We start from the raw sequence: 15162 nt of genomic DNA on the forward strand, positions 1-15162 counted from the left end.
CAGCCGGCGCGCGTCCGGGGGCCTGCGCGAGCTGCGCCGCTCACCGGTCACCGTGCTGCTGGCGACGGCGGTGGCGGCGCTGGCCCTGCTGCCGCTGGGCTACATCGTCCGGTACTCCGCCGACCTGGGCTGGAGCGGCATCTCCGAGCTGGTCTTCCGCGACCGGGTCGCCGAGCTGCTGTGGAACACCGTCCGCCTCCTGGGCGGCACCGTCGCCGTCTGCGCGGTCCTGGGCGTGGGCGCGGCGTGGCTGGTGGAGCGCTCGGCGGTCCCCGGCCGCCGCGTGTGGCACGTGCTGCTCGTGGCGCCGCTGGCCGTGCCGGCGTTCGTCAACAGCTACGCGTGGATCTCGCTGCTGCCCGGCCTGGACACCTACGGCGGCGCGCTGCTGGTGGTGTCGCTGTCGTACTTCCCGTTCGTCTACCTGCCCGCCGTCGCCGCGTTCCGCGGGCTGGACCCGGCGCTGGAGGAGACCGCCCGCGGCCTGGGCCTGTCGACCTGGGCGGTGTTCCGGCGCGTGCAGCTCCCGCAGCTGCGGGTGGCGGTGCTGGGCGGCAGCCTGCTCATCGCCCTGCACGTGCTCGCCGAGTTCGGTGCCCTCGCGATGCTGCGCTACCCGACGTTCACGACCGCCATCTACGACCAGTACCGGGCGACCTTCAACGGCCCCGGCGCGACCGCTCTGGCCGGCGTCCTCGTGCTGCTGTGCCTGGGGCTGCTGCTCGCGGAGCTGCGGCTGCGCGGCCGGCGCCAGTACGCCCGCACCGGCGCGGGGGCGGCCCGCCCGGTGCGGCCCGTCCGGCTGGGCGCCCTGACGGCGCCGGCGCTGCTCGGCCTCACCGGCCTGGTCGGGCTGGCCCTCGCCGTCCCCCTGGGCAGCCTCGCCACCTGGCTGGTCCGCGGCGCCTCCACCGAGCTCGACGTGCCGGAGCTGCTCACCACCACGGGCTCGACGCTGGGCCTGGCCGCGGCCGCCGCGGTGATCACCACGGCGATGGCCCTGCCCACGGGCTGGCTGGCGGTCCGCCGCCGGGGGCCGATCGCCACCCTGCTCGAGCGCAGCACCTACCTGGGCAGCGCCGTGCCGGCCATCGTCATCGCCCTCGCGCTGGTCACGGTGAGCATCCGGGCCACCCCGTGGCTCTACCAGACCGTGCCGGTGCTGCTGGCGGCGTACGCGATCCTCTTCCTCCCGCGGGCGATCGTCACCGTGCGGGCGGCGGTCGAGCAGTCGCCGCGGCTCTACGACGACGTGGCGGCCTCGCTGGGGGCCTCCGCGCCGGACCGCCTCCGCCGGGTCACGCTGCCGCTGCTGGCCCCGGGCATCGGCGCGGGCGCGGCGCTGGTCTTCCTCGCGGTCGTCACCGAGCTGACCGCGACCCTGCTGCTGGCGCCCACCGGGACGACGACGCTCGCGACGGCGTTCTGGTCGTCCAGCAGCGCCCTGGAGTACGGCGCCGCCGCTCCCTACGCCGTGGTGATGGTGCTGCTGTCGGCCCCGGCTACCGTGCTGCTCTCCCGCGATGCCCGACGAGGTATGACGACATGAGTGCCCTGACCGTCCTGGACGTGACGAAGTCCTACGGCACCACCCCGGTGCTGACCGGCATCGACCTGCACGTGCCGGCGGGGACGACGACCGCGCTGCTCGGCCCCTCGGGCTGCGGCAAGACCACGCTGCTGCGCATCGTCGCGGGCTTCGACGACCCGGACTCGGGCACCGTCGAGCTCGGCGGCCGGGTCGTCGCCGGCAACGGCCGGGGGGTGCCCGCCCGCCGGCGCGGCATCGGCTTCGTCCCGCAGGAGGGCGGCCTGTTCCCGCACCTGACGGTGGCCGCCAACGTCATGTTCGGCCTGCCCCGGCGGCAGCGGCGCGACCGCGCCCGCGTCGCCGAGCTGCTGGCGCTCGTCGGGCTGGACGCCGACCTCGCCGGCCGCTCCCCCCACCAGCTCTCCGGCGGGCAGCAGCAGCGCGTCGCGCTCGCCCGCGCGCTGGCGCCCGAGCCGTCCCTGGTGCTCCTGGACGAGCCGTTCTCCTCCCTCGACGCCTCGCTGCGCGAGGAGACCCGCCGCGCGGTCACCCGGGCGCTGGCGGTCACGGAGGCCACCGCGGTCCTCGTCACGCACGACCAGGCCGAGGCGCTGTCGACGGCGTCGCAGGTGGCGGTGCTGCGGGGCGGGCGGCTGGTGCAGCTGGCCGATCCGCGGACGCTCTACCGCCGCCCGCGCGACCTCGACGTGGCGACGTTCGTCGGGGAGGCGGTGGTCCTGCCCGCCGACGTCCGCGACGGCCGGGCGCATTCCGAGGTGGGCGTCCTCGACCTGGAGCCGCGCACCGGCGACGGGCCGGCCCGGGTGCTGCTGCGGCCCGAGCAGCTGCGGCTCACCGAGCCGGGCCCCGAGGTGCCCGTCGCCCGGGTGAGCGCCGTGGACTTCTTCGGGCACGACGCGCGGGTGTCGCTGGAGCTGGCCTCCGGCCGGGTGGTCGCGGCCCGGCTGGACGGCCGGCAGCTGCCCGAGGCGGGGGACCGGGTCGGGATCGAGGTCCGGGGCGCCGCCCTGCCGTTCCCGCTCGAGGAGCCGGCCGCCGAGCCGCCGACCGGACCGGCCGCCGGGGTGTTCGGCCTGGCGGGGGAGCCGTTCGGCGGGCCGGACGGCGCGCCGTCGGACCTGGACACCACCACCTGGACGCCCGCTGCACGTTAGGTGTGCCTAGGCTCACCGCCGTGGATCTGCTCCTCTTCACCGTGGACGCGGCCTGGGGTCGCGACGTGGTGGCCGCCGGCGCCGCCGGGATCGTCGTCGACTGGGAACGTCGCGGAAAGGCACGGCGGCAGCGGGGCGAGGGCACCCAGATCAACGCCGACACCGTCGAGGACCTGGCCCGCATGCGCGGCGCCACCGACGGGCGGCTGCTCTGCCGGATCAACGGCTTCGGGCCCTGGACCGCCGGCGAGGTCGCCGACGCGCTGGCGGCCGGCGCCGACGAGCTGTTCCTGCCGATGGTCCGCGGCACCGACGAGGTCGACCGCACCCTCGACCTGGTCGACGGCCGGTGCGGGCTCGGCATCCTCGTCGAGACGCAGGACGCCGTCGACCGCGCCGCGGCCCTGGCCCGCCGGCCGCTGTCGCGGATCTACGTCGGGCTCAACGACCTGCGCATCGACCGCCGCAGCACCGAGCTGTTCCGGCCGCTCGTCGACGGCACGGTCGATGCCGTCCGCGCCGAGGTCGCCCAGCCCTTCGGGGTCGGCGGGATGACGCTGCTCGAGGGCGGCTCCCCGGTGCCCGGCCTGCTGCTGGCCGCCGACCTGGTGCGGGCCCGCACGGACTTCACCTTCCTGCGCCGCTCGTTCACCGCCGACATGGCCGGCCGCGACCCCTTCGTCGAGGTCCCGCGCCTGCTCGCCGGTCTGGACCGGCTGCGGGCCGCCGACGCCTCGACCGCCGCCGCCCGCCGCGCGGCGTTCGTCGCCGCGGTCGAGGCCGCCGGCCGGCCCGCGGCCGAGCCCGCCGTCGCGCGCGCTCCCGGGGCCGACGGCGAGGCCGGGGGGCGTGCGCCGGCGCCGGTCGCCGTCGCCGCGCCGGCGTGAGGCCCGGTCGCCGGTGAGGGCGCTGGTCACCGGGGCCGGTGGGTTCGTCGGCCGGCACCTCGTGCGGCGGCTGGAGACCGACGGCTGGGACGTCGTCCCGCTGACCCGCTCCGCCGTCGACCTCGCCGACCCCGTCGCCGGTGCGGCGGCGGTGCGCGCCGCCGATCCGGACGTGGTCTTCGCGCTGGCCGCCGGTCGGGGCAGGGCGACGGCGGCCGAGCGCGCCGCCACCACGGCGGTGAACACCAGCCCCTGGCTGGTCGACGCCCTGCCGGACCGCTGCCGGGCCGTCGTCCGGCTGGGGTCCTCGACCGAGTACGCGGCCGGGCCGCGGCCGCTGGCCGAGGACGCGCCGCTGCACCCGCGCGGGTTCTTCGGCGCGACCAAGGCGGCCGGCTCGCTGCTGCTGCAGGCCGCGGCCGCCGAACGCGGCGTCCGCGCGGCCGTGCTGCGGGCCTTCCAGGTGTACGGGCCGGGGGACCACCCCACCCGGCTGGTGCCCGTGGTGCTCGCCGCCGCCCGCGACGGCGGCACGGTGCCGCTGCCCGCGGACGTGAGCCGGCGGGACTGGGTCTGGGTCGGCGACGTGGTGGACGCCTGCGTCCGGGCGGCCACCAGCGACACGCTGCCCCCCGGGCAGGTGCTCAACATCGGCACCGGCGTGCAGACCGGCACCGAGGAGCTGGTGGCCGCGGCGGTCCGCGCCACCGGCCGCCCGATCGCCACCGCCCCCGGGGCGCACCCGGGCCGGTCCTGGGACACCGCCGACTGGGTGTGCGACCCCCGCGCGGCCGCCGACCTCCTCGGCTGGCGCCCCACGGTGGCGCTGGAGGAGGGGCTGGCCCGCACCTGGGCGGCCGACCAGGGCACGGCGTGACCGGCCCGCGGCTCGCCGTCGTCGTCCCCGTGTACCGCAACGCCGGGACGCTCGAGCCCCTGGCCGCGCGCCTCGCAGCGGCGCTGGCGGGCCGGAACTGGCGGTTGCGGTTCGTCGTCGACGCCTCGCCGGACGACAGCGCGCGCGTCGCCTCCGAGCTGGCCCGCGGGGACGCGCGGATCGCAGCGACGATCCTGCCGCAGAACGTCGGCCAGCACCGCGCCCTGCACGCGGGCCTCGCCGCCGAGCCCGCGGCCGACGCCTGGATCTGCCTGGACGCCGATCTGCAGGATCCGCCCGAGGCGGTGCCGGTGCTCGTGGACCGGCTGGCCGCCGGTGACGTCGAGGCCGTGTTCGCCGGCCGGCGCGGGGCCTACACCTCGCCGCTGCGGCGGGTGACCGGCGGCCTGCACCGCCGGGTGGCCACCCGCCTCACCGGGCTCCCGCCGGATGCCGGGGCGTTCCTGGCGATGGGCCCCCGCGTGCGGGACGCCGTGCTTGCCGAGCGCGCCCCCAGCATCGTGCTCGCGGTGGGCGTGGCCGGCCGGCCGGTCACGAGCCTGCCGGTGGTCCGGGAGCGCCGGGACAGCGGCGACTCGGCCTGGACCTCGCGGGCGCGGCTGGTCCAGTCGGCGCGCTCGCTGGGCTGGGCCCTGCGCCACCGCCGCTCCTGAGGGCCGAGGCCCGGGCGCGCACCTCGCTCGCCGTCCCCTCGGCGACGACGCGGCCGGAGGCCAGCACCGACAGGCGGTCGGCGAGCCGGCCCGCCTCGTCGAGGTCCCGGGTGGCGAGCAGGACCGTCGTCCCGGCGCGGACCAGAGCACGCAGCACCGCCGCGACCTCGGCGCGGCAGTGCGGGTCCAGGTCGGCCGTCGGCTCGTCGAGCAGCACGAGCTCCGGCCGGACGACGATGCTGGCGGCGAGGTCGAGGCGTCGCCGCGCGGCCGCCGAGTACGTGGCGATCGGCTGCCCGGCCGCGGCGGTGAGGCCGAAGCCGGCGAGCAGCTGGTCGGTCCGCAGGAGCGCGGCGGCGCGGGAGTAGCCGAGCAGGCGGGCGAGCTGGAGCAGGTTCGCCCCGCCGGTGCGCTGCTCGTCGAACCCGGCCGACCATCCGGTGCGGCCGACGCGGGCGCCCAGCGCGTCCGCCTCGGTGCCGACGTCGGAGCCGAGCACCCGCGCCGATCCGCCGTCCGGGCGCAGCACGCCGGCCAGGACGCGCAGCAGCGTCGTCTTGCCCGCGCCGCCCGCCCCGACCACGCCGTGGATGCTCCCGAGAGGGACGCGCAGGTCCACGCCGTCCAGCGCCCGGATCCCGCCGAGGACCACGACGAGGCCCTCGGTCTCGACGGCCGGGCCCGTGCCGCCGGCCCTCCGCGGTCGGACCGGGGGCCTCCGGGGGACGTCACCCGCCACGAGCCCACCTCCGGGTCCGACCCGGCGGGACGCCCGGCGGGTACGACAGGGAGACGGCAGGAGGACCGCGGACTCATCGGTCCGCGGCGCTCACCGGGTCCAGAGCTGGAGGACCAGGTCGGTCTTGCTGCCCGGGAACGCCCACTCCCGGTCGATGGACAGGCCCGCGGCGGTCAGCAGGTCGACGTCGTCGGTCGAGGAGAAGCCGCCGGGCAGCTGCCGGCGGACCAGCCACACCCGGTCGGCGCCGGGCGGGGCGTCGTCCGGCGGCAGCAGCAGGTCCGCGCGCAGCGCGGGGGCGCGGGTGCGCACGTAGTGGTCCAGGCCCATGGCCGATCGGAGGTCGGCGCCGACGACGGGCTCCCCGGCACGGTGCATCGCGGCCAGGGCCTCGACCAGCCGGTCGGACCCCTCCCGGGGCTCGCGGTCGGCCAGCGGCGCGGCGGCCAGCAGCGAGAACGCGACGAGCAGGGCGGCGACGGGGGAGCGGGCGCCCCGCGGAACGGCCAGCGCGCCGGCCGCCGCGAGCACCCCGAGCCCGAGCAGGCCGGCGAGCAGGTAGCGGGGCAGGTAGACGGGCCGGACCTGCTCGGCCAGCAGCAGGAGCAGCAGCGGCACCAGCACCCAGCACGCGCCCAGGACGCGCACGCCCCGGCCGCGGACCGCGCCCAGCACGGCCAGCCCGACGGTCAGGTACAGCAGGGGGGTGCGGCCCCCGGCCCACGCCTCGACGGCGAGGTCGGCCAGGGTGCCGCCGGTGTCGCGCAGGTGCTCGGCGTTGCGCCCGCCGGTGCCGTTCAGCAGGTTCATGCCCACGAGGAGCGCGGTCGGGGCGGCGGCGGCCGCGCCGACGAGGACCACCGGGACGGCGCGCCGGCCGCGCAGCAGCAGCGCCGCCGCGACGAACGCGACCAGCACCGTGACCGCGTACCAGTGCATGAGGCCCATGCCGGCGCCGGCGAGGCCGAGGAGCAGGAGGCCGCGGGGCGGGTCCTGCAGCCAGCGCGCCAGGCCGAGGAGGGCGGCGCCGGTGGCCAGCACGGCCGGCCCGTAGCTGCGGGCCTCGACCGTCTGCTCGAGCAGCAGGGGGTTGGCGGCGAGGGCGAGGCCCGCGAGGACGCCGGTCGCCCGGCCGGCCAGGCGGCCGACCGCGCGGACGACCAGGCCGACGCCGCCCGCGGTCGCCAGCAGGGAGAACACCCGCAGCGAGGTGTCGCCGTCCGCGCCGGGCAGGGCCGTCCAGAGGTGGACGACGAGGTAGTAGGGCGCGTTGTAGGACGGCGGGATGCCGGCGAGGTAGCTCGCCGTCGCCTCGCCGCTGACGGCCGCGTGCAGGATGTCGGCGAGCGGCAGCCGGGCGATCTCGGCGGTGAAGAGCTCGTCGAACCACAGGCCGTGCCCGGCCGAGAGCAGGACCGTCCCGAGGGTGATCAGCACCATGGGCGGGAGCAGTTCCGCGGCCCAGGCGTGGCGCCACGGGGCGGGGGACGGCGGGGTCGCCCCTGCGTGCCCCGCCAGGGCCGTCGTCGCCACGGAGCGAGGGTAGGCGAGCCGCCGGCGGGCGCCGGCGAGGCGCCGGGCGTCAGCCGGTGCGTGACCCCCGGGCGCGCTGGACGACCGGGCCGGCGATCCACAGCCAGCCCAGCAGCACCGCCACCACGATCGCGGCCACGACCGCCTGGGTGAGGCTGAACAGGACGTCGGTCACCAGGAACACCGCCGAGACCAGCGCCAGGGCCAGGACCGTGAGCCCGAGGGAGGCGTTGCGGTTGCTCCGGCGCAGGAGTGCCTCCTTGTCGTGCTGGCGGAACAGCACCCGGTGCTGCGCGGCGGGCGCGATGAGCAGCGCGGTCGCCACCACGGCGGCGAGGAGCGTCACGAAGTAGACGTCGCGCTGGAGGTCGGTCATCCGCGCGCCGCCCTGCTGGAAGGGGACGACGAGCAGGAACGCGAAGAGGAACTGCACTCCGGGAAGGGCGACGCGCAACTCGTTCAGCAGTTCCAGCAGCTCGCGGTCCACGCGTTCGGCCCCGGTCTCGTCCCGGTCGTCGTCGGGCTGCCGATCGCGGGGAGGACCTGTCGTCGTCATCGCGCTCCTCCTCTGCTCGCCGCCCCCGAGCCCGCGCCGGGCCGGCCCTGGAGAGGCTTATGCCCGGACGGCGCCCGCCCGTCACCTCCTCGCCCGGACGGGGCTCGAGCGGCGGCTCGTACCGTGGACGCGTGGAGACGACGACCCTGCCCGCCCGCACGGCCCTCGAGCTCGACGCCATGCGCGACGCCGGCCGGGTGGTCGCCGAGACCCTGGCGGCGGTGCGGGCCGCGGCGGCCCCGGGCGTGAAGCTGCGCGACCTCGACGACCTGGCGCAGACCTGCATCCGCGAGGCGGGCGCGACGTCGTCCTTCCTCGGCTACAAGCCCGCCTGGGCGCCGACGGCCTACAACGGCGCCCTGTGCCTGTCGCCGAACGAGGTCGTGGTGCACGGCCGGCCCAGCGGCCGCCGGCTGCACGAGGGCGACGTGCTGAGCATCGACTGCGGGGCGATCGTCGACGGCTGGAACGGCGACGCCGCGATCACCCTGCTCATCGGCCGGGAGGTGGCCGAGGACGACGCCCGCCTCGTGCGGGCCACCGAGGAGGCGCTCGCGGCCGGCGTGGCCGCGTCGGTGCCCGGCGCGACCCTGCTCGACGTCGCGACGGCGATCGACGCGGTGGCGCGCCGGTACGGCTTCGCGCACCTGCCCGACCACGGCGGGCACGGCATCGGGCGCTCGATGCACGAGCCGCCCTTCGTGCCCAACCGGCCGGTGGCGGGGCTGGACAGGGTGCGCCTGCAGGCCGGCAGCACGCTCGCGATCGAGCCGATGCTCCTGGCCGGCGACGAGCGCTACAAGCACAAGAAGGACGGCTGGGCCGTCGTCACCGCCGACGGCCGGCGCGCAGCGCACGTCGAGCACACCGTCGCGGTGACCGACGAGGGCCCCGTCGTCCTCACCATCCCGCGCTGAGCGGAGGGCGGGAGTGCAGGTTTCCTGCGCCCTCGCACTCCGATCAGCCGAAGCGAGCCGCCGAGCGTGCCTTCGCCTTGGCGGCCTCGACCTCGCGGTCCTTGGGCGGCGCGGTGCTGACGAGGGCGTCCAGCAGCCGCGCGGAGGCCGCCGCCACCTCGGCGACGGCCCGGTCGAAGGCGTCGGCGTTGACCCGGGCGGGCTTGGTGGTCCCGCTGATCTTGCGGACGTACTGCAGGGCTGCCGCGTCGACCTCCTCCTCCGTCGCGGGGGGCGCGAAGTTCGACAGCGGGCGGATGTTGCGGCACATGCCCTGCGACTGTAGGAGCGCTGCGCCCGGATGGGGAGGTGCCCGTCGGGGCCCCGGCCGGAGGACGGGAGGATCGCGCGCGTGACGGTGCTGCTGGTCGACGTCGCCAACGTGCTGGGCTCGCGCCCGGACGGCTGGTGGCGGGACCGGGCCGGCGCGACGGCGCGGCTGCTCGAGCGGCTGGCGACCCTCCCCGGGCGGGAGATGCCCGGCCCGGGAGGGTCGCCCCTGGCCTGCACCGCCCTGGTCGCGGTCGTCGAGGGCGCGGCGCGGGACGTCGCCGGGCCCGCCGGCGTGCGGCTGGTCCGGGCACCCGGCAGCGGGGACGACGCCCTGGTCGCGGCGGCGGTGGAGGCCGGGGGTGCCGGGCTGCTCGTCGTCACCGCCGACCGCGGGCTGCGGGCCCGGCTGCCCGCCGGAACGCCGGTCGCCGGGCCCGGCTGGCTGCTCGCGCAGCTGCCGAGTGGAGCCGCTCCGACCGGGTAGGGCACGACCCATGACCGGCACCGCGGAGCAGGCCGCACCCCCGTCCGTCCTCGTCACCGGTGCCTCCAGCGGGATCGGCCGGGCCACCGCCCTCCGCTTCGCCCGCCGCGGCAGCGCGCTGCTGCTCGTGGCCCGGGGCCGCGAGTCGCTGGAGGAGACCGCCCGCGAGGCGCGCGAGGCCGGCGCCGGCGAGGTGCTGGTCTGCCCCGCCGACGTGAAGGACGCCGCCGCGGTCGAGAACGCGGTCCGGACCGCGGTCGCGCGGTTCGGCCGGCTCGACGTCGTCGTCCACGCCGCACAGGTCATGGCCTACGGGCGGCTGGAGGACGTGCCCCGGGAGGTCTTCGAGGCCGTCGTCGACACCTCGCTGCACGGCACCGCGAACGTCGCCCGCGCGGCGCTGCCGGTGCTGCGCCGGCAGGGCGCCGGCCACCTCGTCGTCGTCAACTCGCTCCTGGGCGAGATCACCGCGCCGCTCATGGGCACCTATGCCGCGGCCAAGTGGGGGCAGCTGGGCCTCGTCCGCACGCTGCAGCAGGAGGTCCGGGACGCGCCCGGGGTGCACGTCAGCGCGGTCGCGCCGGGCGGCGTGAACACCCCCATCTACTCCCAGGGCGCCACCTACGCCGGGCACCCGGGTCGCCCGCCGTTCCCGGTGTACTCCGCGGACCGGGTCGCCCGGAAGGTGCTCGGCGTGCTGGAGCGGCCGCGCCGGCTGGTGCACGCCGGCCTGGTCAACCCGGTGATCGTCGCCGGGTTCCGGCTGCTGCCGCCGGTCTACGACGCGCTGGTCGGTCCGCTGTTCCGCACCCTCGCGCTGTCCGGCGAGCGGCGCGGCGCCTCGGAGGGCAACGTCTTCCGGTCGCAGCCGGAGGGCAACGGCACCGACGGCCCCTGGCGCAGCTTCTGACGCGCCTCACCAGCGGCGCGGGCCGCTCTCCGGGAGAGCGGCCTCGAAGGCCTGCACGATCCCCGCGGCGATCTCGCGCAGCTTCACGTTCCGGCGCTGCGAGGCCAGCGTGAGCAGCCGGAACGCCTCCTCGGCGGTGCACCGCTCCTGGGCCATGACCAGGCCCACGGCCTGGCCGATCATCGTGCGGCTGTCCAGCCCGCCCTGGAGCTGCGTGGCCCGGTCGTCGCTGTCGGCCAGCCGCAGGGCCACGGCCAGGGCACCCGCCGCCTGCCCCGCCCACCGGGTGGCCACCCGCTCGTCGTCGTCGGTGAAGGCCTTGACGGCCGTTGCGTAGAGGTTCAGCGCGCCCCGGCTGCGCCCTTCCACGACCAGCGGCAGCGACAGCGAGGACCGGACGCCGACCTGCGCGGCCAGCGACGGGTAGGGACCCCAGCGCTCGTCGGTGGTCATGTCGTCGACGCGGACGACGACCCGCTCGCGCATGGCCTGCAGGCACGGGCCGTCGTCCACCAGGTACTGCCGCTCGTCGGCCTGCTCGGCGAGGGAGTCGGTGCAGGCCACGGTCACCGCGCCGGAGCCGCGGGCCAGCGTCAGCCCGCACGCCTCGGCGCTCGGCGTCTGCCGCGCGGCGAGGCGGACCAGGTCCTCGAGGAAGGCGTTCAGGTCGCCGGCCGTGGCGAGCAGCGCGAGGAAGTCGGCGTCCTCGGGGGCGGTCTCGCCGTCGTCGGGAACGAGGTCGTCGTGCAGGGTGTCCACCACGGTCGTGCAGAACTCCTGGGCCGGATCCTGGGGGTGGCCCACCCTTGGACCGCCGGAGGATCTTACGTCGTCCGCCGGGCGGTGCCGCGGGATGTCGGGCCGTGCGGCACGGCGCCGGGGCGGCCGGGCGGGAACGTCGCACGACCGCAACCCCTGGGAAACGGCGCCAATGGACGCTGGCGACGAGCCGCCGCAGGCCGCGGCCGGCGCGACCGGGAGGCCATCGTGACCGCCGAACCGCAGATCCCCCCACCCACGCCGGTCCTCCCCGGGAGCCGGTCGGAGCCCGTCCCCGAGGGCTACCTGGAGCGGCGGCAGCTGCGGACCGGCACGGCCGGCTGGGTCCTGCTGGCCGGGCTCGGCGTGGCGGCCGTCATCTCCGGTGACTACGCCGGCTGGAACTTCGGGCTGGCCGAGGGCGGCTTCGGCGGGCTGCTCATCGCCACGGTGCTGATGGGCGTGATGTACACGGCCATGGTGTTCGGCCTGGCGGAGCTGGGTGCCGCGCTGCCGACCGCGGGTGGCGGGTACACCTTCGCCCGTCGGGCGCTGGGCCCCTGGGGCGGCTACGCCGCGGGCATCGCCGTGCTCATCGAGTACGCGATCGCCCCGGCAGCGATCGCGACGTTCATCGGCGGGTACGTGGAGTCGCTGGGGCTGTTCGGCATCACCGACGGCTGGTGGGTCCACCTCGCCGTGTACGCGCTGTTCATCGGCATCCACCTCATGGGCGTGGGGGAGGCGCTCAAGGTCATGCTGGGGATCGCCGCGGTCGCCGTCGTCGGCCTCGTGCTGTTCCTCCTGGGCGCGATCCCGGACTTCGACGCCGGCAACCTCACCGACATCGCACCCACCGACGCCGCCGGGGCCTCGGAGTTCCTCCCGTACGGGGTGCTCGGCATCTGGGCGGCCTTCCCGTTCGCGATCTGGTTCTTCCTCGCCGTCGAGTGCGTGCCGCTCGCCGCCGAGGAGGCCCGGGACCCGGCCCGGTCCATGCCCCGCGGCATCGTCGCGGCGATGGGCGTGCTGGCCGCGCTGGCCGTCCTCATGCTGGTGTTCACCACCGGCGCCGGCGGCGCCCAGGTCATCTCGGAGAGCGCGAACCCGCCGGTGGACGGCCTCGACGAGGGGGGCCTGCGGACCGTCGTGAACTACATGGGCCTGGTGGGCCTGGTCGCCAGCTTCTTCTCCATCGTCTACGCCTACAGCCGGCAGACCTTCGCGCTCTCCCGGGCCGGCTACCTGCCGCGGGCGCTGTCGGTGACCAACGCCCGCAAGGCGCCGGTGCTGGCGCTGGTCGTGCCCGGGGTGATCGGGTTCCTGCTCACCCTCACCGGGGAGGGGGCGGTGCTGCTGAACATGGCGGTCTTCGGCGCCACGGTGTCCTATGTCCTGATGATGGTCAGCCACATCGTGCTGCGCCGCCGCGAGCCCGGTCTGGAGCGGCCCTACCGCACCCCCGGCGGGACGGCGACGACCGGCGTCGCGCTGGTGCTGGCCGCGCTGGCGGTGGTCGCCACCTTCCTGGTCGACCCGACGGCGGCGCTGCTGACCCTCGCGGCCTACGCGCTGTTCCTCGGCTACTTCGCCGTCTACAGCCGCCACCACCTCGTGGCCTCGGCGCCGGAGGAGGAGTTCGCGGCGCTGTCCGCCGCGGAGGACGAGCTGCGGTGACGGCCCGCCGAGCGACGCTGGCGGGGCACACGTACGAGTTCCCGTCGCTGGTCGAGCTCCTGGCGAAGGCGACGCCCGCGCGGTCGGGGGACGTGCTCGCCGGCTGCGCCGCGGAGTCCGCCGCCGAGCGGGTGGCCGCGCAGACGGTGCTCGCCGACCTGCCGCTGGCCGTGTTCCTGGAGGAGCAGGTCGTCGGCTACGACGAGGACGACGTGACCCGCCTGATCCTCGACACCCACGACCGGGCCGCCTTCGCCCCGGTCGCGTCGCTGACCGTGGGTGGGTTCCGCGACCGGCTGCTGGAGTGGACGGCGGACGGCGACGAGGCCGCGATCACCGGCCTGGCCCGCGGGCTGACGCCGGAGATGGTCGCGGCGGTGTCGAAGCTGATGCGCACCGCCGACCTGGTCGCCGTCGCCCGGCGGTCCCCGGTGGTGACCGGGCTGCGCAGCACCATCGGATCGCCCGGCCGGCTGGCGACGCGGCTGCAGCCCAACCACCCCACCGACGACCCGCTCGGCGTCACCGCCTCCGTGCTCGACGGGCTGCTGCACGGCTGCGGCGACGCGGTGATCGGCATCAACCCGGCCACCGACTCCCCGGCGCGCACGGTCGAGCTGCTGGAACTGCTCGACGCGGTGATCCGGCGCTACGAGATCCCCACCCAGTCGTGCGTGCTCGCCCACGTCACGACGACGCTGCGCGCCCTGGACGCCGGTGCGCCGGTCGACCTGGTGTTCCAGTCGGTGGCCGGTACGCAGGCGGCCAACCGCGCCTTCGGCGTGACCCTCGACCTGCTCGCCGAGGCCCGTGCCGGCGCGCTGGAGCTCGGCCGCGGCACGGTCGGGGACAACGTCACCTACTTCGAGACCGGGCAGGGGTCGGCGCTGTCGGCCGGCGCGCACCTCGGGGTCGGCGGCCGACCGGTCGACCAGCAGACGCTGGAGGCGCGCGCCTACGGGGTGGCCCGGCAGTTCGCCCCGCTGCTGGTCAACACGGTGGTCGGCTTCATCGGCCCGGAGTACCTCTACGACGGCAAGCAGGTGCTGCGGGCCGGGCTGGAGGACCACTTCTGCGGCAAGCTGCTCGGCCTGCCGATGGGGGTGGACGTCTGCTACACCAACCACGCCGAGGTCGACGGCGACGACACCGACACCCTGACGCTGCTGCTCGGGGCCGCCGGCTGCGGGTTCGTCATCGCCGTCCCCGGGGCCGACGACGTGATGCTGCACTACCAGTCGCTGTCGTTCACCGACGTCCTCGCCGCCCGGCAGGTGCTTGGCCTGCGCCCGGCGCCGGAGTTCGAGGCGTGGCTGGCGCGGATGGGCCTGCTGGACGACGACGGCCGGGTGCGCGCCCTGCCGCCCGACGCCCCCGCCGCCCGGGCGCTGCTGGCTGCGGCCGCCCCGTGAGCGGGGGCCTCGATCCCTGGGCGGCGCTGCGCTCGCTCACCCGGGCCCGGGTGGCGCTGGGCCGGGCCGGCGACGCGCTGCCGACCGGTCGCGAGCTGGAGTTCCGCGCCGCGCACGCCGCCGCGCGCGACGCCGTCCACGCGCCGCTGGACCCCGGGGTGTTGCTCGCGGCCCTGCCCGGCCGGGAGGTGCTGGAGGTGCGCTCGGCGGCCCCGGACCGGGCCACGTACCTGCAGCGCCCGGACCTCGGCCGGCAGCTCGCCGACGGCACGTCGCTGCCGGCGACCGGAGCGGACCTCGCCGTCGTCCTCGCCGACGGGCTGTCCCCGGGGGCCGTGCAGGCCCACGGCCCGGCCTTGGTCCTCGCGCTGCTGGACCGGCTGCCCGGCTGGTCGGTGGCCCCGGTGGTGGTCGCGCACCAGGCGCGGGTGGCGCTGGGCGACGCGGTCGGCGCCGCGCTCGGGGCCCGCGCGGTCGTGGTGCTGATCGGCGAGCGTCCGGGGCTGTCGGCGGCCGACTCGCTCGGTGCCTACCTGACGTGGGACCCGCGCCCGGGACGGGTGGACGCCGAGCGCAACTGCGTCTCCAACGTCCGCCCGCCGCACGGGCTGTCGTACGCGGCGGCGGCCGGAACGCTGGCCGCGCTCCTCACCGCCGCCCGTGAGCTGGGCGCCTCGGGCGTCGCGCTCAAGGACGAGGGGCCCGCGCTGCCGGGGTGA

The 15162-nt window shown here is 77.0% G+C and carries 15 protein-coding genes and 1 pseudogene; 11 read left to right on the forward strand and 5 right to left on the reverse strand.

Annotated elements, in window-relative coordinates; genetic code table 11:
* Positions 1 to 52 precede the first annotated feature (52 nt).
* From BMY88_RS00080 to BMY88_RS00100, 5 genes are read left to right on the forward strand one after another with little or no spacing between them, the layout of a single operon-like run.
* Positions 53 to 1549 (forward strand): ABC transporter permease, encoded by a 1497-nt coding sequence (locus BMY88_RS00080; protein WP_244524368.1) that lies wholly within the window; start codon positions 53 to 55, stop codon positions 1547 to 1549.
* Positions 1546 to 2706: an ABC transporter ATP-binding protein gene (locus tag BMY88_RS00085; RefSeq protein ID WP_091938908.1), complete on the forward strand. Its 1161-nt coding sequence runs from the start codon at positions 1546 to 1548 to the stop codon at positions 2704 to 2706. The genes BMY88_RS00080 and BMY88_RS00085 overlap by 4 nt, the downstream gene beginning before the upstream one ends.
* Before the next feature lie 20 nt (positions 2707 to 2726).
* A complete protein-coding gene (locus tag BMY88_RS00090; RefSeq protein ID WP_244524369.1) occupies positions 2727 to 3593 on the forward strand; it encodes an aldolase in 867 nt (288 codons plus the stop codon).
* Positions 3594 to 3606: 13 nt separating this feature from the next.
* The gene (locus BMY88_RS00095; protein ID WP_091939874.1) at positions 3607 to 4470 is read left to right on the forward strand and encodes an NAD-dependent epimerase/dehydratase family protein; all 864 of its coding nucleotides are present in this window, start codon (positions 3607 to 3609) and stop codon (positions 4468 to 4470) included.
* On the forward strand, positions 4467 to 5144 hold the full coding sequence (locus BMY88_RS00100) for a glycosyltransferase (RefSeq protein WP_091938910.1): 678 nt from the start codon (positions 4467 to 4469) through the stop codon (positions 5142 to 5144). The genes BMY88_RS00095 and BMY88_RS00100 overlap by 4 nt, the downstream gene beginning before the upstream one ends.
* 205 nt (positions 5145 to 5349) lie before the next feature.
* Here BMY88_RS00100 and BMY88_RS24240 read toward each other — a convergent pair.
* The 3 genes and pseudogenes from BMY88_RS24240 to BMY88_RS00115 form a co-directional block, all read right to left on the reverse strand.
* Positions 5350 to 5883 (reverse strand): annotated as a pseudogene (locus BMY88_RS24240) (ATP-binding cassette domain-containing protein); the annotation flags it as partial.
* A gap of 90 nt (positions 5884 to 5973) precedes the next feature.
* Positions 5974 to 7416, reverse strand: coding sequence for a glycosyltransferase family 39 protein (locus BMY88_RS00110; protein WP_244524370.1), 1443 nt, complete (start codon positions 7414 to 7416; stop codon positions 5974 to 5976).
* A gap of 49 nt (positions 7417 to 7465) precedes the next feature.
* Positions 7466 to 7972 (reverse strand): DUF6328 family protein, encoded by a 507-nt coding sequence (locus tag BMY88_RS00115; protein WP_091938916.1) that lies wholly within the window; start codon positions 7970 to 7972, stop codon positions 7466 to 7468.
* Between the two features lie 131 nt (positions 7973 to 8103).
* Between BMY88_RS00115 and map the strand changes: the two genes are divergently transcribed.
* A complete protein-coding gene (map, locus tag BMY88_RS00120; protein WP_244524371.1) occupies positions 8104 to 8889 on the forward strand; it encodes a type I methionyl aminopeptidase in 786 nt (261 codons plus the stop codon).
* Between the two features lie 43 nt (positions 8890 to 8932).
* Here map and BMY88_RS00125 read toward each other — a convergent pair whose 3' ends face one another.
* Complete coding sequence (locus BMY88_RS00125) at positions 8933 to 9199, reverse strand: DUF2277 domain-containing protein (protein WP_091938920.1); 267 nt, start codon at positions 9197 to 9199, stop codon at positions 8933 to 8935.
* 81 nt (positions 9200 to 9280) lie between these two features.
* Here BMY88_RS00125 and BMY88_RS00130 point away from each other — a divergent pair, with 81 nt between their 5' ends.
* Both BMY88_RS00130 and BMY88_RS00135 read left to right on the forward strand, forming a co-directional pair.
* A complete protein-coding gene (locus tag BMY88_RS00130) occupies positions 9281 to 9685 on the forward strand; it encodes a hypothetical protein (RefSeq protein WP_244524372.1) in 405 nt (134 codons plus the stop codon).
* Between the two features lie 10 nt (positions 9686 to 9695).
* A complete protein-coding gene (locus BMY88_RS00135) occupies positions 9696 to 10595 on the forward strand; it encodes an SDR family NAD(P)-dependent oxidoreductase (protein WP_091938923.1) in 900 nt (299 codons plus the stop codon).
* Between the two features lie 6 nt (positions 10596 to 10601).
* Here BMY88_RS00135 and BMY88_RS23165 read toward each other — a convergent pair whose 3' ends face one another.
* Complete coding sequence (locus tag BMY88_RS23165; RefSeq protein WP_139220360.1) at positions 10602 to 11399, reverse strand: GAF and ANTAR domain-containing protein; 798 nt, start codon at positions 11397 to 11399, stop codon at positions 10602 to 10604.
* A gap of 183 nt (positions 11400 to 11582) precedes the next feature.
* Between BMY88_RS23165 and eat the strand changes: the two genes are divergently transcribed.
* The 3 genes from eat to eutC are packed head-to-tail and all read left to right on the forward strand — an operon-like array spanning position 11583 to position 15162.
* Entirely contained in the window at positions 11583 to 13031 is a 1449-nt protein-coding gene (gene eat / locus BMY88_RS00150) for an ethanolamine permease (RefSeq protein WP_211435400.1), read from the forward strand.
* A complete protein-coding gene (locus BMY88_RS00155) occupies positions 13028 to 14443 on the forward strand; it encodes an ethanolamine ammonia-lyase subunit EutB (RefSeq protein WP_091938926.1) in 1416 nt (471 codons plus the stop codon). Before eat ends, BMY88_RS00155 begins: the two co-directional genes overlap by 4 nt.
* Positions 14440 to 15162 (forward strand): ethanolamine ammonia-lyase subunit EutC, encoded by a 723-nt coding sequence (eutC, locus tag BMY88_RS00160; RefSeq protein WP_091938927.1) that lies wholly within the window; start codon positions 14440 to 14442, stop codon positions 15160 to 15162. The genes BMY88_RS00155 and eutC overlap by 4 nt, the downstream gene beginning before the upstream one ends.

The sequence above is a fragment of the Trujillonella endophytica genome (assembly GCF_900110555.1).
GTDB lineage: Bacteria > Actinomycetota > Actinomycetes > Mycobacteriales > Geodermatophilaceae > Trujillonella > Trujillonella endophytica.

Coding starts and splice junctions, on each gene's coding strand:
- BMY88_RS00125 (WP_091938920.1), bottom strand. CDS start 9,199: ATGTGCCGCAACATCCGCCCGCTGTCGAACTTCGCGCCCCCCGCGACG.
- BMY88_RS00135 (WP_091938923.1), top strand. CDS start 9,696: ATGACCGGCACCGCGGAGCAGGCCGCACCCCCGTCCGTCCTCGTCACC.
- BMY88_RS00115 (WP_091938916.1), bottom strand. CDS start 7,972: ATGACGACGACAGGTCCTCCCCGCGATCGGCAGCCCGACGACGACCGG.
- BMY88_RS00085 (WP_091938908.1), top strand. CDS start 1,546: ATGAGTGCCCTGACCGTCCTGGACGTGACGAAGTCCTACGGCACCACC.